The 20122-nt window shown below is 67.9% G+C and carries 18 protein-coding genes; 9 read left to right on the top strand and 9 right to left on the bottom strand.

Going from position 1 to position 20122, the window contains the following annotated elements:
• Window positions 1-23 precede the first annotated feature (23 nt).
• Window positions 24-1220 (top strand): MFS transporter, encoded by a 1197-nt coding sequence (locus QP457_RS13015; RefSeq protein WP_205404475.1) that lies wholly within the window; start codon window positions 24-26, stop codon window positions 1218-1220.
• A 548-nt stretch (window positions 1221-1768) separates the two neighbouring features.
• Here QP457_RS13015 and QP457_RS13010 read toward each other — a convergent pair.
• Together QP457_RS13010 and QP457_RS13005 are read right to left on the bottom strand one after the other, a co-directional pair.
• On the bottom strand, window positions 1769-2422 hold the full coding sequence (locus tag QP457_RS13010; RefSeq protein ID WP_180167336.1) for a response regulator transcription factor: 654 nt from the start codon (window positions 2420-2422) through the stop codon (window positions 1769-1771).
• Window positions 2415-5447, bottom strand: coding sequence for a sensor histidine kinase (locus QP457_RS13005; protein ID WP_205404402.1), 3033 nt, complete (start codon window positions 5445-5447; stop codon window positions 2415-2417). Before QP457_RS13005 ends, QP457_RS13010 begins: the two co-directional genes overlap by 8 nt.
• A 96-nt stretch (window positions 5448-5543) precedes the next feature.
• Between QP457_RS13005 and QP457_RS13000 the strand changes: the two genes are divergently transcribed.
• The 7 genes from QP457_RS13000 to QP457_RS12970 all read left to right on the top strand — a co-directional run bounded on the left by QP457_RS13000 (window position 5544) and on the right by QP457_RS12970 (window position 12327).
• Window positions 5544-5876 carry a hypothetical protein gene (locus QP457_RS13000; RefSeq protein WP_205404401.1) on the top strand — a complete coding sequence of 111 codons (333 nt, stop codon included), beginning with the start codon at window positions 5544-5546 and terminating at the stop codon, window positions 5874-5876.
• Window positions 5877-5990: 114 nt separating this feature from the next.
• Entirely contained in the window at window positions 5991-6371 is a 381-nt protein-coding gene (locus QP457_RS12995) for an AraC family transcriptional regulator (protein WP_240196406.1), read from the top strand.
• Window positions 6368-7030 (top strand): hydrolase, encoded by a 663-nt coding sequence (locus tag QP457_RS12990; RefSeq protein WP_205404400.1) that lies wholly within the window; start codon window positions 6368-6370, stop codon window positions 7028-7030. The genes QP457_RS12995 and QP457_RS12990 overlap by 4 nt, the downstream gene beginning before the upstream one ends.
• 2 nt (window positions 7031-7032) lie before the next feature.
• Window positions 7033-7458 (top strand): DoxX family membrane protein, encoded by a 426-nt coding sequence (locus QP457_RS12985; RefSeq protein ID WP_180167332.1) that lies wholly within the window; start codon window positions 7033-7035, stop codon window positions 7456-7458.
• 119 nt (window positions 7459-7577) lie between these two features.
• Entirely contained in the window at window positions 7578-9425 is a 1848-nt protein-coding gene (locus QP457_RS12980) for an amidohydrolase (RefSeq protein WP_180167470.1), read from the top strand.
• Entirely contained in the window at window positions 9404-10687 is a 1284-nt protein-coding gene (locus tag QP457_RS12975; protein WP_205404399.1) for an alginate export family protein, read from the top strand. The genes QP457_RS12980 and QP457_RS12975 overlap by 22 nt, the downstream gene beginning before the upstream one ends.
• Window positions 10681-12327 carry an MFS transporter gene (locus QP457_RS12970; RefSeq protein WP_205404398.1) on the top strand — a complete coding sequence of 549 codons (1647 nt, stop codon included), beginning with the start codon at window positions 10681-10683 and terminating at the stop codon, window positions 12325-12327. The genes QP457_RS12975 and QP457_RS12970 overlap by 7 nt, the downstream gene beginning before the upstream one ends.
• 123 nt (window positions 12328-12450) lie before the next feature.
• Here QP457_RS12970 and QP457_RS12965 read toward each other — a convergent pair whose 3' ends face one another.
• Entirely contained in the window at window positions 12451-13275 is an 825-nt protein-coding gene (locus QP457_RS12965; protein WP_205404397.1) for an alpha/beta hydrolase, read from the bottom strand.
• 192 nt (window positions 13276-13467) lie between these two features.
• Here QP457_RS12965 and QP457_RS12960 point away from each other — a divergent pair, with 192 nt between their 5' ends.
• On the top strand, window positions 13468-13857 hold the full coding sequence (locus QP457_RS12960) for a DUF4124 domain-containing protein (protein WP_205404396.1): 390 nt from the start codon (window positions 13468-13470) through the stop codon (window positions 13855-13857).
• A 56-nt stretch (window positions 13858-13913) separates the two neighbouring features.
• On the opposite strand, the gene QP457_RS12955 is transcribed toward QP457_RS12960, so the two are convergent.
• The 6 genes from QP457_RS12955 to QP457_RS12930 form a co-directional block, all read right to left on the bottom strand.
• The gene (locus tag QP457_RS12955) at window positions 13914-14618 is read right to left on the bottom strand and encodes a DUF2968 domain-containing protein (protein WP_180167327.1); all 705 of its coding nucleotides are present in this window, start codon (window positions 14616-14618) and stop codon (window positions 13914-13916) included.
• Window positions 14619-14718: 100 nt separating this feature from the next.
• On the bottom strand, window positions 14719-16869 hold the full coding sequence (locus QP457_RS12950; RefSeq protein WP_205404395.1) for a TadG family pilus assembly protein: 2151 nt from the start codon (window positions 16867-16869) through the stop codon (window positions 14719-14721).
• An 8-nt stretch (window positions 16870-16877) separates the two neighbouring features.
• Complete coding sequence (locus tag QP457_RS12945) at window positions 16878-17333, bottom strand: DUF3613 domain-containing protein (RefSeq protein WP_180167325.1); 456 nt, start codon at window positions 17331-17333, stop codon at window positions 16878-16880.
• The gene (locus QP457_RS12940; RefSeq protein WP_205404394.1) at window positions 17330-18214 is read right to left on the bottom strand and encodes a tetratricopeptide repeat protein; all 885 of its coding nucleotides are present in this window, start codon (window positions 18212-18214) and stop codon (window positions 17330-17332) included. The genes QP457_RS12945 and QP457_RS12940 overlap by 4 nt, the downstream gene beginning before the upstream one ends.
• A 5-nt stretch (window positions 18215-18219) precedes the next feature.
• The gene (locus QP457_RS12935) at window positions 18220-19149 is read right to left on the bottom strand and encodes a type II secretion system F family protein (protein ID WP_180167323.1); all 930 of its coding nucleotides are present in this window, start codon (window positions 19147-19149) and stop codon (window positions 18220-18222) included.
• 28 nt (window positions 19150-19177) lie between these two features.
• A complete protein-coding gene (locus QP457_RS12930; protein ID WP_100552757.1) occupies window positions 19178-20122 on the bottom strand; it encodes a type II secretion system F family protein in 945 nt (314 codons plus the stop codon).

Raw genomic sequence — 20122 nt, 5'->3', positions numbered from 1 at the left:
TCACTTCTCTCCCGGATGCCCCCATGTCCACTCCCTCGCTCTCAACCATCACCGCTGCGCCCAGCGCTGCGCCCGCCCCATCATTGGTGCTGGCCATGGCCGCTGGCGCGGGCTTCTCGGTGGCCTCGCTCTACTACAGCCAGCCGATGCTGGGCCTGATCGCCCAGGATCTGGGGGCCGGCGAGCGCGCCGTGGGCCTGGTGCCGACCCTGACCCAGCTGGGCTATGCGCTGGGCATCCTGCTGCTGGCTCCGCTGGGCGACCGCTTCGACCGGCGCAACCTGATCCTGCTGAAGTCGGTGCTGCTGGCGTTGGCGCTGGGGGCGGCGGCCTTGGCCGGCCAGTTGCCTGGGCTGCTTGTTGCCAGCCTGTTGGTGGGGCTGATGGCCACGCTGGCGCAGGACATCGTGCCGGCCGCTGCGGTGCTGGCGCCGGATGCGCAGCGTGGGCAGGTGGTGGGCAGGGTAATGACCGGCCTGCTGCTGGGCATCCTGCTGTCGCGCGTGGTCAGCGGCGTGGTGGCCGAAGCCTGGGGCTGGCGCGTGCAGTTCGGCCTGGCGGCGCTCTCGGTGCTGGCGATGGGCGCGGTGATGGCACGGGCACTGCCGCACTTCGCCGCGACCAGCACGCTGCGCTACCCCGCGCTGTTGGGCTCGTTGCTGGCGCTCTGGCGCGAGCAGCCGCAGTTGCGTCGCGCCGTCGCCAGCCAGTCGCTGCTGGCGGTGGGCTTCAGTGCGTTCTGGTCGACGCTGGCGCTGATGCTGCACGCACGCCTGGGTCTGGGCAGCGCCGCCGCGGGTGCGTTCGGTATTGCCGGTGCTGCCGGTGCGTTGGCTGCGCCCGTTGCTGGCCGCTTCGCCGATCGCTTGGGCAGCCCTGCGGTAGCGCGGTTGGCGATCGCCGTCGCGCTGGCAGGCTTCGCCCTGTTGCTGGCCGAGTCATGGCTGCCGGCCGCCGCGCTGCTGCCGTTGCTGGTGGTCAGCGCGTTGCTGTTCGATTTCGGTTTCCAGTCGGCGCTGGTGGCGCACCAGACCCTGGTCTACGGTCTGGTGCCGCCGGCACGCAGTCGCCTCAACGCGTTGCTGTTCACCGGTATGTTCGTCGGCATGGCAGGCGGCGGCGCATTGGGCAGCCTGGCGCTGGCGCAGTGGGGATGGCAGGGCGTGGCGTGGCTGGCGACGATCTGTGCTGGTGGCAGCCTGCTGATCCGCCTGCGTTGAGGGGGTGTTCGGCAGGGCTGCGCCCTGCACCTGCAGAGGCCACTGCGCAAGCAACAGCAACAGCGTGCGTGCATTCCGTGGGAGGGCGTGGCGGTGTCGGATTGCGGGGACGCCGCAAGTACGTCCCTGTAGGCTTGGCCGCGCCATCCATGGCGCGGACACCCCGCAATCCGACACCGCCCCACCTTCGACAGTTTTCTGGTGTCTGATGGACCCATCCCATGCTGGATGAATCTCCATCGAAATCTAATATTTCGACAATTGAACGAAGAGCACCCACGCATGGCGTGGATCTACGTGTCGACCAAGGTCGACACCTACCAAGAGCAGGTCATGTCATCCGGGCAGATCGCGGAGATCTGTCGAAGGCGGGGTGGGTCCGGTTGCGGGGGTGTCCGCGGCATGGATGCCGCGGCCAAGCCCCCAAGGACGGGTTTACGGCGTCCCCCGCAACCGGACCCACCTCGCCATGCCACGGGTAGCCCGCTTTTGACGTTGACTTTGACGTTGATTCGGCGGGTGCCGGGCGCAGCCCGGCCGAACCCCCTTCACTCCTGACCGGTGTCATCCAGGCTGATGATTCCGCGGCGCAGCGCCTGGGTGACCGCGTGGGTGCGGTCGCCGACGCCCAGCTTGTCCATCAGGCTCTTCATGTGCGCCTTCACCGTCTGCTCGGAAATCTGCATGCGTTCGCCGATGCGCTTGTTCGACAGGCCGCCGGCCACGTGGCGCAGTACTTCGGTTTCGCGCGGCGACAGCCGGTCTTCCACGACATGCGCGGCGATGCTGGCCGCCACCTCTGCCGGTATCGGTGCGCGGCGGCCGCTGGCCACCGTGCGGATGGTGTCCACCAGTTCGTGGCGCAGCGTGTCCTTCAGCAGATAGGCGCTGGCCCCAGCCTGCAATGCACGCACCGCACGCACATCACCGCGGTAGGTCGTCAGCACGATGATGCGGGCGCGGGGATCAAGTGCGCGGATCCGCACGATCGCTTCCACGCCGTCCATGCGTGGCATCTGCAGGTCCATCAGCACCACATCCGGTTGCAGCTGCTGGTAGCGGGCCAGCGCCTCTTCGCCATCGGCGGCTTCGCCGAGCAGGCGCAGGTCTGCGTGCGTGCTCAGCAGCGCCGCCAGTCCATCGCGCAGCAGGGGATGGTCATCGACCACCAGCACGCCGATGGGAGGAAGGGATTCAGTCATGGGTGGGTCTGCTCCAGGGCCAGCGCCAGCGCGATGGACGGCGGTGATACAGGCGACGGGCCGGCACGGACAGCGCCACTTCGGTGCCCAAGCCCGGTCGGGTCCACAGCTGCAGTTCCGCGCCCAGCCGCTGTGCGCGCTCGCGCATGCCCTGCATGCCCCAGTGACCGCGGCCGGCATTCTCGTCGGCAATACCGACACCATCATCGCGTACGTGCAGCAGGAAGCAGCGCGTGCCGTAGGACAGCTCCACTTCGATGGCACTGGCCTGCGCATGCCGCAACGCGTTGCGGATGGCCTCGCGTCCGATCAGGAACACTTCTTCGGCGGCATCGGTCTGCAGGGGCGGGGGGCTGCCTTCCACGGTCAGGCGCAGAGGGTTGGTGCCTTGGCCGGCGTATTCGGCGTGCACATCGGCCAGCGCCGAGGCGAGGTCGCGACCGGCGAACGGTCCGTCACGCAGTGCGTTGACCCGTTCCCGGCCTTCGGCAAGATTCTGCTCGGCCAACTGCATCGCCGCCTCCAGCTGGGTGCGCACCGGTTCAGGCGTCTGCGCGGACTGGCTGATGGCGTGCAGCCGCAGGATGAGCCCTTGGCTGCCCTGCAGCAGGGTGTCGTGCAGGTCGCGTGCGATGCGTTCGCGTTCGCCATTGCGCTCCTGCAGGCGGGCGCGGAACAGCATCGCGAGCTGACCGCTGCGGATGCGGATGGCCAACATCAGCACGGCCAGCACCAGCACCACGCACAACAACTTGAACCAGACGCTCTGCAGGAACGTGGGTGCGATCCGGAAGTTGCGGATCGCTGGCGCGCGGCTCCAGATGCCGTCCTCGTTGGCGGCTTCCACCTCGAAGCGGTAATGACCCGGTGCCAGATTGGTGTAGTACGCGCGCGTGCTGCCACCGGCGTCCTGCCAGCCGTCGTCCACGCCGGACAGGCGGTAGCGGTAGCGGTTGCGCTCGGGCCGCGCCAGCGACAGCGCGACATAGTCGATCTGCAGCTGGGAGGTGCCGGCCGGCAGGCGCAATCCCTCCTGCAACGGCGTCTGGGTGGTGCCATACAGCACGTCGCCGATGCGTACCCCGGGCGCCATGGTGTTGATGTGCGGCTGCAGCGTGTCCAACCACGCCAGGCCCTGGTTGGTGGCCAGCCACAGCAGGCCGTCGGCGGCCAGCACGGCGGTCGGGATGGGGCCGCTCTGCAGAGCAATGCCGGGCATGCCATCGACGGCATCGAACAGGCGCGGGGCGACTGGCTGGCCGTCGCGCAGTGCGCTGCGCAGGGTAGCGACTTCAAGCCGCACCAGGCCGCGGCTGCCGTTGAGCCAGAGCCGCCCTTGGCCATCGGCGACCATGCCGGTAATGCCTTCGAGGATGCCGGTGGTGTTGGTGCGCACGGGCAGGAACCGGCCGTTGCCGAGGCAAGCGGCCAGGCCCGCCTCACCGGCAACCAGCAGTAGATCGTCATGCTGCAGCAGCGCGGTTATCGGGCCGACCGACAGCCCCTGTGCCGCGCCGAACGTGGCGATCGATCCGTTATCGAGGCGGCGCAGCGTGCCGTCGGAATAGCCAAGCAGCAGCGCGTCGTCGCTGGCACGCGCCAGCGACGAGCACGCCTGTTCGGGCAGCCGCGTCTCGCGTCGCCAGCGGTCATCCGCGTACTGCAGCACCGCCTGCTCACCGGCGCAGACCCAGGCCTGGTCATCGTCGGCAAACAGCAGGGCATGCAGGGGCTGGCCGGTGAACGGTGCGGGCAGTGGAATGCGCGTGGTGTGGCCGCCCACCGTGCGTGCGAGGTTGATCCAGTCGAACTGCCAGACCGGGGTCGGCGCCCGCTGCGCGGCGGCCTGCAGCTGCGCTGCGCTTTCGGCCAGCAGCGGGCGCTGCAGGTCGAACAGCTTGAGGTCTTCGCCATAGCCGTACACGCGGCCGTCGCTGCCGCGTACCAGCGAGCGGTAAGGATCGCTGGGGCCGACGGCCAGCGTCTGCACGCTGCGTGCGCGGAAGCGGTTGAGGCCGAGGTTGGTGCCGACCCACAGGTTGCCTTCGCGGTCAGCGATGACCGGCACCGCCGAGGTCGCGGTGAGGCCCTGTGGCGTGTCGAAGCGCTCGATGCGCACGGCACGCTGACCTTCGAAGGTGACGCGGGCGACGCCACCGTGCGGGCTCAGCGTGGCCCACAGAGCGCCATCGGCAGTGAACTGCAGCCGCGAGGCGACCAGGTCCGGCATGCGCCGCGCTTCACGCTCGCTGGGGGGCAGCAGCCCGTGCGCGTTGGCCAGTGGTGAGGTGCCGCGGATGCGGTCGGCCAGCCAGATCTCGCCCTGCGGGCTTTCCACCAGGGACGCCATCTGCGAGACCGCGATGCCGGTGTTCTCAAATGCGGTCTTTCCCGCCGGGCGCTTCCAGATGTGCAGGTCGGCCAGCACCCAGAAGGTGCCGTGGCTGTCCTGCAGCAGCCATTGCACACGACGTTGTGGCACGCCTTCATCGGCAGACGGAGCCTGCCAGCGTTGCCCGTCGAACCAGCGCAGGCCACCGTTGACTGCCGCCCACAGGCGTCCATTGCGGTCATGCGCGAAGCGCGGCACCACGCCCACCGGCACGCCCTGTGCGCGCCCGAAACTGCGCAGCCGCTGCGGCGAGAACTGGCTGATGCCGGCCTGGAAATAGCCGATCCACAGGTCGTCGCCCTCGCCGTCCAGGCCGAGCGTGACCATGTTGGTGGAGGGGAAGCGGGCGCCCGCAGGTGCCGCCTGGCGCTCGAAACGGCGACCGTCGAAGCGGTACAGGCCCGAGCCGGTCGCCAGCCACAGCATGCCCTCACGATCCTGGGCGATGTCCCAGATATCGCCGGGCGCCCCTTGGCCCACCCGCCACGCGGTGTGCTGGTAGCCGGGCATGCCGTCGCTGATCACCGGATGCTGCGCGGCGAGCACGGGCAGGGCGATCCACAACAGCAGGCACGACAGCAGCGCCGGCAGGCGACGCGGGAGAGGGATGATGTGGCCACGCATGGTGCTCATTCTGGCAGGTGCGGGGCAGGCGCAGGTGACCCGAATGGGGTAGGCGTGATGCAGCCGGGTCGGCTATCACGCCGACATGGAAGATGGAGCCCGGCGATGCAGCGCTTGTATGTGATGTTTCCCGATCGCGGCCCGGGCCTGGGATTGCTGTGGCTGAGAATGTGCGTGGCCAGCGCGCTGTTGCTGCCAGGTACCGCTGCAGGTGGGTCGTGGTGGCTGTGCCTGGCGGCAACGGGCTTGCTGTTGCCCGGCCTGCTGACGCCGCTGGCGGTTGCGCTGGCGGTGCCGGGGCTCTACTGGCAGGGCGCGGCGTTGCCATGGCTGCTGCTGCCTTTGGCCTTGTTGCTGCTGGGACCGGGCGCCTATTCGCTGGACGCGCGGCTGTTCGGTCGGCGACGCCTGCGACGGCCGCCTCCCCCGATCGGGTGAGTGTTGACCTCGACCGTTGGGGGTAGGGCGCCGACGGGCGGCGCCGCACCATGGGCCACCCCCGCTGCGCGCCCGAGCATGGCTACCGTCCTTTCGCCCGCCCAGCCCACGCCCATGCTGGCGCCCCAGCAGTCGGCCGCCCTGCAGCGTGCGCTGCGCTACATCGATGAGCACCTGTCGCAGCCGCTGCGGGTCACCGAACTGGCCGAGGTCGCCTGCGTGAGCCGTTTCCATCTGGTGCGCCTGTTCCGCAGTGGCACCGGTGCCAGCCCGCTGCGTTACGTGCGTCGACGGCGCATTGAACGCGCGCGGCAGCTGCTGCCGACCCATGGGCAGTCGATGACCTGCCTGGCCCAGCATCTGGGCTTTTTCGACCAGAGCCATTTCGTCCGCAGCTTCCGCGCCGAGACCGGCTGCAGTCCCGGCCAGTATCTGGCCGGCGATGCGGCGCTCGCACGTCCCCTTGTTGTTTCTTCCACTGGAGTCCACCCATGAGCCTCGCCACCGCCACCGCCACCCCCGCCAAGGCACTGCTGTCACCCACCGACCACGCCCTGATCCTGATCGACTACCAGTCGCAGATGGCGTTCGCCACCCACACCATCGACATCTCCGCACTGCGCAACAACGTGTCGTTGATCAGCAAGGGCGCAAAGGGCTTCAACGTGCCGGTGCTGCTGACCACGGTGGCCGAGAAGTCGTTCTCCGGCCCGATGTTCCCGGAGCTGCCGGCGATCTTCCCGGGCCAGACGGTGTTCGATCGCACCTCGATGAACACCTGGGAAGACCAGCCGGTGATCGATGAGGTGAACCGTATCGGCAAGCGTCGGCTGGTGCTGGCCGGGCTGTGGACCAGCGTCTGCATCGTCGGACCGACGCTGTCGGCGCTGGAGCAGGGGTTCGAGGTCTATGTGATCACCGATGCCTGCGGCGATGTGAGCGAAGAGGCGCACGAACGCGCGATCACCCGCATGGTGCAGGCCGGTGCGGTGCCGATCACCAGCGTGCAGTACCTGCTGGAACTGCAGCGCGACTGGGCGCGCGGTGAAACCTACGACCTGACCACCGGCATCGCCCGCGACCATGCGGGCGGCTATGGCGTCGGCATCCAGTACGCCAAGACCATGTTCGGCGCCCAGGAAGGCGGGCACTGAGCGTGCGCGACGGCCATGGCCTCGACCTGGCCTTGCTGATCCTGCGGGTGGCGGCGGGAGGATTCCTGCTGCCGCACGCGCTGGGGAAACTGTTCGGCTGGTTCAACGGGCCTGGCTTGGCGGGCTTTGCCGGCGAACTGCGTGGCTTCGGTCTGCCTGCAGCGGCCCCGTTGCCATTGCTTCTTGCGCTGCTGCAGGTGGTGGCCGGCACCGCGGTGATGCTGGGCTGGCAGGCCCGGATCGCCGCGCTCGTGGCTGCCGCGTTCATCGCCTTCACCGCACTGCTGGCACTGCCCAAAGGATGGTTCTGGATGCGCGGCGGTGCCGAGTATCCGTTGTTGTGGACGCTGGCATTGCTGGCCATCGCCCTTGCCGGGCCCGGTGCATGGGCGGTGGATGGCCTGGTTCTTTCTGGAGACATCGCATGAGCAACGACCCTCTCGATCCTGGCCGCCGCAACGTGGTACTGGCCACCGGTGCCGCGCTGGCGCTGGGCTTGGCTGGCGGCACCGCCGTCGCCATCGAATCCCCTTCCAAGGAGCGCCGCATGAGCACGCTGGTCATCCGCAACGCACGCATCACCACCCTCGATCCGCAGCAACCGCATGCGCAGGCATTGGCCGTGCAGGAGGGGCGCATCGTCGCCGTCGGCAGCGATGAACAGATCATGCGTGACTGGGGCAGCGAAGCCACCCTCATCGATGCGCAGGGACGGCGCCTGGTGCCGGGCCTCAATGACAGCCACACCCACCTGATCCGCGGCGGCTTGAACTACAACCTGGAGCTGCGCTGGGACGGCCTGCGCTCGCTGGCCGATGCGATGGCCATGCTGAAGGCGCAGGTTGACCGCACGCCAGCACCGCAGTGGGTGCGCGTGGTAGGGGGATTCACCGCCACCCAGTTCACCGAGAAGCGCCTGCCGACCCTGCAGGAACTGAACGACATCGCCCCGGATACGCCGGTGTTCCTGCTGCACCTGTATGACCGCGCGCTGCTCAACCGCGCCGCGCTGCGTGCCTGCGGCTATACCAAGGAAACGCCAGATCCGCCCGGTGGGCAGATCGTGCGCGATTCGTTGGGCAACCCGACCGGCCTGCTGCTGGCCAAGCCGAACGCGCTGATCCTGTATGCGACCCTGGCCAAGGGGCCGAAGCTGCCCATCGAATACCAGGCCAATTCCACCCGCCATTTCATGCGCGAGTTGAACCGCCTGGGCATCACCTCGGTGATCGACGCCGGCGGTGGCTTCCAGAACTACCCCGAGGACTACCAGGTCATCGAGCAGCTGCACCGCGACCAGCAGCTGACCGTGCGCATCGCCTACAACCTGTTCACCCAGAACAAGGGCAGCGAGGTCAGCGATTTCCGCGGCTGGAGCGAGATGCTGCAGCCGCGCCAGGGCGATGACCTGCTGCGCCACAACGGTGCCGGCGAGATGCTGGTGTTCTCGGCAGCCGATTTCGAACTGTTCAACGAGCCGCGCCCGGAACTGCCGCCGGAGCTGGAGCCGGAACTGCACGACGTGGTCAAGCTGCTGGTGGAGAAGCGCTGGCCGTTCCGCATCCACGCGACCTACGACGAAAGCATCAGCCGCATCCTCGACGTCTATGAGCAGGTCAACCGCGAGGTGCCGTTCGATGGCCTGCACTGGTTCATCGACCACGCCGAGACCATCACCCCGCGCAACATCGAGCGTATCCGTGCATTGAACGGCGGCATCGCCGTGCAGCACCGCATGGCCTACCAGGGCGAGGCGTTCGTGCAGCGCTATGGCGTGCAGGCGGCGCGGCACACGCCACCGGTGAAGCGGATGCTGGCCGAGGGCGTACCGGTCGGCGCCGGTACCGACGCCACCCGCGTGGCCAGCTACAACCCGTGGGTGGCGCTGTCGTGGCTGGTGACCGGGCGCACCGTCGGTGGTCTGGCCCTGTACGGTGATGAAAACCTGCTGGAACGTGAGCAGGCTTTGCGCTTGTGGACGCAGGGCAGTGCCTGGTTCTCCGGCGACGAAGCAGTGAAGGGCACGCTGAAGGCGGGCCAGCTGGCCGACTTCATCCTGTTGTCGGCGGACTTCTTCCGTGTCGATGAGCCGCAGATCGCCGACATCACCAGCTTGTTGACCGTGGTGGGTGGCCGCATCGTGCATGGCGACGGCGACTACGCCGGATTGGCGCCGCAGCTGCCTCCAGCGATGCCGGACTGGTCGCCGGTGAACCGGTTCGGTGGCTACCACGTCGGCGGCGCCGCTACCGGCTTGGCGGCGGCCCATCATCACCATCACGGCGCCGCCTGCAGCACCCATGGTGCGCACGGACATGCGGCCCGCCATGCCGCGCCAACCGATGACCTGACCGCGTTCTGGGGCGCGATGGGATGTTCGTGCTTCGCGTTCTGACCCTGGCATCACTGGCATTGCCGTCGTTGGCACTGGCCTGCGACGGTGGCGCCTGTACCGTGGTTGGCGATGGCCAGTGGCAATGGGATGCATCGCTGCGCCTGCGTGGCATGTACTACGACCCGACCCGGTTCGGCGTTGGTGGCGGCGAGGATGGCTACGGCCTGCTGCGTGCGCTGGCGTCGGCGACCTTCGCCCGCGATGACTGGCAGGCGAAGCTGCAGCTGGGTGCACATGCCGAGCGCGGCAAGGCCGGCGGTCCAGGGCGTACCGATCGCGGTGCGTTGGACGTACAGCAGGCGTACTGGCGCTGGACTGGCGCTGGCATGCACGTGCAGCTGGGCAGGCAGGAAGCGGGCTATGGCAGCTCGCGCCTGCTGTCGGTGCGCGATGGGCCGAACATCCGCTTGGCGTTTGATGGTGCACGGGTAGGTTGGCAGGGCCGGCGGGGCGCGCTGGACCTGATCGCGCTGCGCCCAGTGGAGAACCGCGCGGGTGCGTTCGATGACCGCGGTGAGCGCGGTGCACACCTGATCGGCGTGTATGCGACGACGGCCAAGGGCACAGGCGGCAGCCAGTGGGATCTCTATCTGCTGGACTATCGTCGCGAGGGCGCGCGCTTCGCCGCAGGCAGCGGTACCGAGCGGCGGCAGACCCTGGGCGCGCGCTGGTTCGGCCAGTCCGGTGCGCTGGACTGGAACACCGAGCTGGTGGTGCAGGGCGGTGAGCTGCGGGCCGTGACCGGCGATCTCGACGTCCGCGCGTGGACCCTGGCCACCGATACCGGCTGGCGCTGGGCAGGGCTGCCGCTGCAACCGCGCCTGGGCCTGAAGGCCGATATCGCCAGCGGCGATGCAGATGCACAGGATGGTCGGCTGGGTACGTTCAATGCGCTGTTTCCCAAGTCCGCCTATTTCAGCGAAGCCAGCCTGTTGGCACCGGCCAACCTGATGGATCTGCAACCGACACTGGCGCTGCGCCTGCATGACGCGGTGACCACCGAGCTGGGTGTACAGCTGGCCTGGAAGCAGCGGCGCGCCGATGCGGTCTACACCACGCCGGCACCGTTGGCTGCGCTGCCCGGCAGTGCCGGTGGCGCACGCCGCATCGGCACCCAGTACAAATCCGAAACCCGCTGGCAGGTCAATGACCGCTGGCAATGGCAGCTGCAGCTGGCCTGGGTCGACGCCGGTCCTGCACTGAAGCAGGCCGGTGGCCAGGACACGTTGTTCGCCTCAATCGTTGGAGCATGGCAATGGTGAACGCATCCGCGTCACAACACTCCCCACAGGCCGATGGCGCTTGGTCGCCGCTGAAGATCCGCATGTTCCGTTCGATCTGGCTGGCGATCCTGGCCAGCAACATCGGTACCTGGGTCAACGACGTCGCCGCCGCCTGGGTGATGGCCGAACGCACCGGTTCGGCGTTGATGGTGGCGCTGGTGCAGTCGGCCACCACCGTGCCGATCGTGCTGCTGGCGCTGGCGGCCGGCACCCTGGCCGACATTGTCGATCGCCGCAAGTACCTGCTGTTCACCCAGGGCTGGATGCTGCTGGTGGCCGCAGTGACGGCGGTGCTTACGGCGATGGACCTGCTGACGCCGCAACTGCTGGTGCTGCTGACCTTCTGCATGGGCTGCGGCGCGGCGATGGCGATGCCGGCGCAGGCGGCGATCGTCTCCGAGCTGGTGCCGCAGCCGATGCTGGCCTCGGCAGTGGCACTCAATTCCATCGGCATCAACATCGCCCGTTCGATCGGCCCAGCCATCGGCGGCGTGATCGTGGCCCAGCTGGGTGCGGTATGGGCCTTCGGGTTCAATGCCATCACCTTTGCGGCAATGCTGTTCGTGGTGTGGGGCTGGAAGCGCGATCCGAAGGCGTCCAGCCTGCCTCCCGAAGGGTTCGGTGCTGGCCTGAAGGCAGGTCTGCGCTATGCCAGCCGTGCCGGGCGGCTGCAGGCAGTACTGATCAAATCGGCTGGTTTCTTCTTCTTTGCCGCAGCGATGAACGCGATGTTGCCGGTGGTGGTGCGCGGACAGATGCACGGTGGGGCAGGGCAGTATGGCGTGCTGCTGGGCTGCATCGGCGTCGGTGCGGTGGGCGGCGCACTGCTGCTGCCGAAGCTGCGGGCGAAGCTCGATCGCGACCTGCTGGTGCTGCTGGCCACCTTGTCGCTGGCTGCAAGCCTGGCCGGCCTGGCCCTGACCCGCAGCTGGTACGTGTTGCCGCTGGTGATGCTGGTCAATGGCTTCGCCTGGATCACCGTACTGTCTTCGTTGCAGATTGCAGCACAGACCGCGGTGCCGGCCTGGGTGAGAGCACGGGCGCTTGCCCTGTACATCATGGTGTTCTCGGCCGGCATGGCGGCCGGTGGCCTGAGCTGGGGCGCGCTGGCGCAGCGCACATCGCCGGAACTGGCATTGCTGGTGGCCGCCGCAGGCGCGGTCATCGGCGGCCTGCTGGTATGGCGCGTGCGCATAGCCGGTGCCGAAGATCTGAACCTGAGCCCGGCCGGCCACTGGCCAGCGCCGGAGCTGTCGGTACCGGTGTCGAATGATCGCGGGCCGGTGCTGGTGACCATCGAATATCGCATCGATGCCGCCGACCGTGCCGCGTTCCAGGCGCAGATGCGCACGCTGGGGACGATCCGTCGACGCGATGGCGCCGTGGTCTGGGGCGTGGTCGAGGATGTGGCGACCCCGGGCATCCATCTGGAATATTTCGTGGCGGCGTCGTGGTTGGAGCACCTGCGCCAGCATGAGCGCATCACCGCCGACGACAAGGCGATCCAGGAGGCGCTGCGCGCGCTGCACCGCGGTGAGCGTGCCCCGGTGGTGCGTCATTTCGTCGGCGGCCATGATCCGCTGCCGGCGGCGGCGCCTCATCACCACAGCGACATCTGATGGCCCCGTGGTAGAGCTGGCCGCTGGCCGGCTGAACGCGGTTTCGATCGAGGTTGATGGGGTTGCCGGCCAGTGGCCGGCACGACCGCAGGCGCGGCGGCGCCGGAGCGCCGCCGCGATACCTCATCTGCGTGCGAACGCCAGCAGGTCGGCGTTGAACTGGTCGGCATGGGTGAGGGTGAGGCCGTGCGGCGCACCCGCATATACCTTCAGTTCGGCGTCCTTGATGATCTGCGAGGACAGCTTGGCCGAGGCGTCGAACGGCACGATCTGGTCGTCATTGCCGTGTACGATCAGGGCCGGCACGTCGATCTTCTTCAGGTCTTCGGTGTAGTCCACTTCCGAGAACTCGTGGATGCAGTCGTACTGGCCCTTCACGCCACCCAGCATGCCCTGCAGCCAGAACGAATCACGCATGCCTTCGGTGACGCTGTTGCCATCACGGTTGGCGCCGAAGAACGGCGTGGCCAGGTCCTTGAAGAACTGCGAACGGTCGCCGCCGGTGCCCTTGCGGATGCCGTCGAACACGTCCAACGGGGTGCCGGCCGGATTGCTGGCGGTCTTCAGCATCAACGGCGGCACGGCGCCGACCAGCACCACCTTGGCCACGCGCGTGCTGCCATGGCGGCCGATGTAGTGGGCCACTTCGCCACCGCCGGTGGAATGGCCGACCAGGATCGCGTCCTTCACGTCCAGCGCATCCAGAACGGCAGCGAGGTCGTCGGCGTAGGTGTCCATGTTGTTGCCGTCCCATGTCTGGCTGGAGCGGCCATGGCTGCGGCGATCGTGGGCGATCACGCGGTAGCCGTTCTGGCCCATGAACAGCATCTGCGGGTCCCAGGCGTCGGACGAAAGCGGCCAGCCATGGGCGAATACGACAGGCTGGCCGGTGCCCCAGTCCTTGTAGAAGATGCGGGCGCCATCATTGACGGTCACGAAATTGCTCATTGCAGGTTCCTTGGCGGAAGGGAGGTAAGACGCCTGCGGGTTCGCCGGCGCCTGCGGCAGTACAGCGCACGATATGCCGTGTGCATTGCACGGCTGTGGCGGATTGACGGGTTCGTTGCGCTGACGCGACTCGCTCTGGCGGCAGGCCTGTACTGATGGCAACCATGGCCATCGGACGCGCGAGGGCCAGTCATGAAGATGCCGAGATGGGGGGTGTTGCCTGGACTGCTGTTGGCAGCTGTCGCAGCGGCGCAGACCAACGTCTACAAGTGCACCGATGGCGGGCATCCGGTCTATCAGCAGACGCCCTGCCAGGGGCGGGCGGAGTGGCGCTGGGAAGTGCCCAGTGCCGAGTCGAAGGCGCGTGGGCCCCTACCTTCGGCCGTGCCGCCTGCCCGCAGCGCAACCAGGCGGACGCCACGGCGCGGACGCGCGCAGGGCGCGCTGATATCGATCACGGCCGACCCGCAAGCCTGCGAGCGGGCGCGCCAGCAGCAGGTCAAAACGCTGGCCAAGCCGCGCAGGCTCGATTACCTGCAGCGCAGGCAGCTGGATGACGCAGTACGCGAGGCCTGTCGTTGATCACAACGAAAAACGGCACCCGAAGGTGCCGTTCTGGTCTACAGGCCAGGTAAGCCTCAGCGTCCGTCGCTGGCGGCGGCCGGCGCCGCGGCTGCATCCGGCTTGGGCAGGCTCAGCTCCGGGTTGCCCTGTTCGGCCTGCAGGATCTGGATCCGGCGCTGCAGCGCATCGAGCTGGCTGTTGGTGCTCTGCACGTCGGTGCTCAGGCTGACCGCCTGCTGCTGCGCCTGCTGCAGCGCTGCACTGACCTGCGCCGACTGCGCCTGCTGCTGCTCCATTTCCTGCTGCAGGGTGCGCAGGCGTTCTTCGTTGTAGGCCACCAGGCGCTCGGTGTAGCGCTTGCCGGCTTCCAGCCGGGTGGTGTCGATGTAGACCTGCGCCAGCTGTTCGGACTGCTGCGCGAAGGTGCGGTAGACACGCTCGGCGTTGTCGACGGCATCGGTCTTGATCACCCGCCAGAAGTTCTTCTCCTGGAACAGGGCCACGTAGTAGGTCAGGGTATTGGCGTTGAACAGCAGGCTGGCGCCGTAGTTGCCGTTGTAGGTGGTACGCAGTTCGGTGAGCTGCTGCGCATCCATCAACTGCTTGAGTTCGTCGACGGTGTTGCGTACCACCGGTGCGGCCTTGGCCGGCTCGGTGGTGGCAGTGCGATCGCCACGTGCGGCCAGCGCCGACGGCGCCACCACGATCATGGCCACGGCCAGCAGAGCTGCGCCGCGCGGATACCGGGCGAAGACGGTGCCCCCTGAAGTTTCTCGCATGTCTAGACCATCCACGGATGTAGTGTGGGTTGAGTTGAAAGTGGTTCCCCGCCGCGAGTCTAGCATGGGCACGGGCGCCGCCAACCCGCGCCCGCGCGGGTCAGAAGACCAGCTGCGCCGAGCTGCACTGGATCGACTGCATGCTGACATCGGTGCGGCCCAGTTCCAGCCCTAGCAGGCTGGCCAGGGTATTGGTCAGCAGGGTGCCGACGCTGTTGAGCACCGGCTTGAGTGCCGCCAGCACCGGATTCAGCAGCGCGCACAGCAGGCCGCTGCAGGTCACGTTGTTGCCCGGGGTGGTTACCCCGCCCCCGTTCTGTCCATCTAGGAATCCGGCCGGCGCGGTCTGGATGTAGGACGCCAGATTGGTGCGCACGCAGCCGTTGTAGTCGATCAGGTTGCCCAGCAGGCTGTCGCAGCGGTTGATCAGCAGTCCACCGACCAGCGAGCCGAGCAGGCCGTCGAGCAGGCCCAGGCCCTGGCCGGTCACAGTGGCGCGGTAACCGGCCCAGACTGAACCATCTTCCCAGCAGGTGCCCAGGCCAATCAGGCAGGGCTTGGGTACGCCTTTGGTGACTGTCCAGTTGCCCAGCGGTGCGAGGTTGCGCGACGGATCGCCATCGCGCAGCAACGGAATCACCTGGTCCACGTTGTAGCGCCCGCCGCTGGGGAAGGCGGCCTGCAGATAGCGGTCGGCCAATGCCTTGGCGGTGTCATTGGCGTTCATGCCCTGCTTGGGCGAACTGAGCATGCCTGACAGCACGCGCAGCAGTTCGTTGACCAGATCCGACACGGCGGTGCCGACGGCCAATGGGTTGATCCGGGTCGAGCCGGTCTGGCCGGCGGCCAGGGTCAAGCTCTGCGTGCTGGTCAGTGCCGGCAGGGTGATCTTGTCGTTGATCAAGGGCTGCCCCAGCAGCTTCAACAGCTGCTCGTTCTGCAGGGTCGCGTCACAGACGTTGCTCTTGGAGAAGCGATCGGCCGCGTTGACCTTGCCGACGCAGGCGCGCAGCACCGAGGAATCGACCTGGACGGTGGCCGTCGGTGGCGTCGCCCCGCACTGGATGCTGGTCAATGTTCCCATCGCATTGGCCACATCCACGTGCAGTGGCAGATGCAGGCGGGTACCCAGCAGGTTCAACAGCGGACCGATCGCGAACAGGCGGTCGCTGTCGACGTCCACCATCAGCCGCACCTGCGCGTTGTACGCGCGTGCGCCGACACCGCCGATGGCGATCGACGGTGGCTCCACCACGCCGGCCTTGACGTCGATGCCCAGCAGGTTCAAGCCCTGCACCTGCACGCCATTGCCATCGTTGGCAATGGAGATCGCGGCGGTGACAAGATCCAGCACATTGACCTGCGATTCCAGCGCGCTGCCGATGGTGCCGTCCGGTGAGATCACCTGCGCGAACAGACCGCCGCCGCCGTTCTGGCTGCCCAGCAGAATATTGAGCTGGTTGATGTCCAGGCGGGTGCCGACCAGGTTGGACAGCGCCTGCAGCTGTACGCCGACGGCGGTCTCGCGGCCGACTACCGTGGCAGTGGCATTGACCAGCTGCGCCAGCGAAATGCGGTTGATCGACAGCAGCCGGTTGAAGTCGGCCACGCTGAGGTCAGCGGTGACCGGGATGCCCAGTGCAGCCAGCAGCCCCGACGGGGTGATGGTGGCCTGCGCCAAGCCGTCGTAGGACAAGACCGTCGCGTTGGTGACGTCCAGGCCGACCAGGCGAAGGGTCGCCATCAAGGGGGAGTTGCCATTGGTGCGCAGCAGCTGCGAGCCCACTGCGAACACCGCGGTGGGTTCCGAGCGCTTGGCCACGGCCTGCACGCGCAGGGTGGGCAACGTGCGGTTCTGGCCGAAGAAAGGCAGCACGCCGCGTTCGGCAACGACGCGCACCGCGTTGCGCGGATTGCTGGCGTCCACGCTCGGGCTGAAGTGGTCTGCCGTTGCGCGGCTGGCATTCCAGTTGCCGCACTGGATCTGCACCTGCCCACGGAAGCGGTTCTGCGAGAGTGCGCTCTGCCGGGCCGCACTGTTGTCGGCATTGCTGGCGTTGCACAGGTCGAGCCGTTGTGCGCCCGCCAGCGCGGCAAGATCGACTACCTTCTGTGCATCACGCTTGGCCCAGAACAGGAAGCCGATCTCGATCAGGCCGAGCATTGCCAGCAACGCGATCATCACCAGCATCATGGTGACCGACATGCCGCCGCGCGGGCGACTGAAGCTGATATGGCGTGCTCGGTTCATGGCAGACCTCAGCGTCCGGATCGGGAGGATCCTGCGGACTTGGCGACGTCGGTTTCGAAGAATTGCGGGATGTCGTACTGGAAGCTCTTCAGGTAACGCGCGTAGCTGGATGTGGCCTGGTCGCCGAGGATCGGCAGGCGGGCACCGGCTACCTCGCCGGAGGCCTGCAGGCGGAACAGGCTGCGGGTGGTGTCGCCGATCTGTGAGGTATTGGGCCGCAGCTGCGTGCCGCCGAAATCAGGCTTGGCTGCAGGGACTGGCGGAGGCGGCGGAGCCTGTTCCGGCGATACGTCCACGGTGGCCAACGGCTCACTGTGCAGAGGGGCGGCGGTCGACGCGGGCGCAGCACCGCCCAGCATCTGCCCGGTCAACGGTTGCTGCGGCGTCTGCGCCTGCACAACCGCAGCGAAAGACAAGCCGGCAAGCATCGGCAGCAGGCAGCGGATCAGCGGCGTCGAGGTCATGGCGTGTTCCCGGTGGGATGGTCGGTGGTGCCGAAGCGTTCCAGCATCGAGGGCGGCAGTCGTGACGGGTCGCGTTGGTCCCGGCCATCGCGGCGGGGTTCGGCGGCCAGGCGCGGGCCTGCGGCGGGTGCGCTGGCGGTTACCGAAGCAACCGGTCGCGTCGCAGCCGCCGCTGCAGCAGCGGCGGCTGCCTGCCGTTGCTGCAGCCGCGCGCGGATCTGCTGTGCCTGCTGCTCGACGCTGCGGCGCGTCTCCTCGCTGAAGCTGGCCTGTTGGGCCAGTCGTTCGACGGTGGCCGTGTCGTCACGCAGCAGCGCCCACAGGGCGAGATTGGCGGTGGCCTTGGCGTTGCCCGGCGACAGTTCCAGCGCCTTGGCCAGTGGCTCACGTGCCTGTTCGAAGCGACCGGCGCGCAGCCGTGCATAGCCGAGGTCGCCCAGGTAATCGGTGTTCAGGGGATTCAGCTGGGTGGCACGTGCGAGTGCCTGTTCGCCGCCGTCGTCATCATCACGGAGCGCGGCGATCAGGCCGATGCCATGCGCGGCGGCCGCGGCCTGTGGGCCGTTGCCGAGTTCGCGGTACAACGCCAGCGCCGCATCGATCTGGCCGGTCTGGCGCAGTGCATCGGCCTGCAGCAGGCGCAGTGCCGGGGTATCGCCGTAGCGTTGGCGGAAGGCATCCACGTGCGCCAGCGAGGCGTACCAGGCGCCCTGCTGCTGCATGCGCTGGATCAGCTCCAGATAAGCGTTGCGGCTGTCCTGCGGGGCCGGCGTCGGCTCGGCCAGGCTTGGCGCACGCAGGTACTTCGGCGTGGTGGAGCTGCAGCCGGCAGCGGCGGCAACCAAGGCAATCAACAGGCAGGCGGGGCGCAGGACAGGCATGAAGGTCATCCCATTTTCGACAAGGTAGTGGCCAGCGCGACCAGCGCCGGTCCGGCCAGCACCAGCATCAGTGCCGGCAGCAGGGTCAGCATCATCACCACGGTCATCTTCACCGAGAGCTTGCCGACCTTTTCCTTCAACGCGTTGCGGCGCTGCTCGCGCAGGCGGATGCTGAACTGGCGCAGCGGTTCCTGCACGGCACCGCCATGCGCGTGCACCTGCAGGATCAACTGCACGAGGCTGGACAGGTCGTCGTCGCCGTATACATCGCTCAGCCGCCGCAGCGACTGCGCGCGCGTGCGTCCGTGGGTGTAGGACACATTCGCTTCCTGGATTTCACCGCCCAGCACCGGCAGCGCATCGCGCAGCTTGTCGCCCAGTGTCTGCAGGCTCTGGTCCATGCTGAAGCCCACGCCCTGCAGCAGGCGCAGCAGGTCGATCAACAGCGGTAGTTCATTGTTCACGGCACGCCGCCGTCGCTTGACCCACGCACTGAGCGCGAACTTCGGCAGCAGCAGGCCGGCAGCGAGCGCGCCGATCACCACCATGATCCTGGACAACCCCGTGGCATCGCTGATCGCCAACGCAATACCCAGCACCAGCACCGCCAGCAGCAGGCGCAGGCCCAGGTAGATGGCGGTGCCGCGGCGGGTGTTCCAGCCGGCCAGGTCCAACAGCAGGCGATCTTCACCGGCCAGCAGTGCGGCTTCCAGGCGGCCACCGCTCAGTCCACGGCCGAACTGCTCCAGCCATCCAAGCGAATCCTTGCGTGCATCGGCAGCGCCGTCTTCGTTTTCGCGCGGACGCAGCGCCGTCTTCAATGTAGCCGCGCTGCGGTCCTCGCGATGGCTGCGCACCCAGCTGCCGAGGCCCAGCAGGGCCACGCCGGCAGCGAGCACCAGCAGGGCGGCCACGAACCAGATGCTGGCGCTCATTGGATGCCTCCTGCGTGGACGGGAGTACTCATAGCGATTTGGCCAGGCGGTACAGCAGGAAGGCGCCGGTCAGTTCCATGCACAGGGCGATCAACAGGATCTTGTGGCCCAGCGGATCGTGCAGCACCGGCTGGAAGAATTCGGGGCTGGAGATCGCCATCAACACCGCGCTGGCCGGTGGCAGCAGGCCCAGTACCCAGGCCGACATGCGGGTTTCAGACGTGGTCGCGGCCAGTTCCTGCTGGGCCTGTTCGAGGTCACGCATGAAGTCGCCCATGCGCTGCAGGATCTGGTCGGCACGGCCACCGATGCGCACGCTCACCCCCATCACCACCGCCAGTACCTTCAGCACGTCCATGCGGTAGGGCTGTGCAGCGAGGTTGAGCGCGCGGTCCAGGTCCATGCCGCCACGGGCATAGCGCACGGTGGTGTCGAGCAGGCCACGCAGCGGTGCGTTGGTCTGCATCGAGGCGACCTGGAAGGCGGCCTGCAGGCTGTTGCCGAGGGCGGTCAGACGTACCAGGTTGTCGAGGAAATCCGGAAGCTGGTGCAGCAGCTGCGCCTGCAGCTTGCCGGTGCGGCGCATCAGCCACAGCCAGCAGCCCAGCAGGTACAGCAGCAGGGTCAGGGGGAACATCCAGGCGGTGCCCAGCCGCAGCACCGCGAATGCGGACAGGGCGATGCCCGGCAGCAGCATCAGCAGTGGCAGCTTCCAGCCCGGCGTCAGGCCGGCACGTTGCAGCTGTCCGTCCCAAGGCAGGGTGCGCCGACCCGGTGCTGGCAACGGGGCCTGCCGCGCCGCGTCGGCGGTGGTACTGGCACCAGGGCCGGTGCCGCGCGCCAGCTGCTGCTCGGCATGCTGCAGGGAGGCCTGGCGCTGTTCGCGGCTGTTGGCCGTCCCCCACAACCACACGGCCAGCGCCAGCAGCACCGACACGATGCTCAGCACACCCAGCAGCAGGCCGGTACTCAT

Origin of the sequence: Stenotrophomonas sp. As-7 (assembly GCF_030291015.1) — a bacterium.
GTDB lineage: Bacteria > Pseudomonadota > Gammaproteobacteria > Xanthomonadales > Xanthomonadaceae > Stenotrophomonas > Stenotrophomonas lactitubi.
This window is presented reverse-complemented; position numbering and strand designations above follow the sequence as displayed.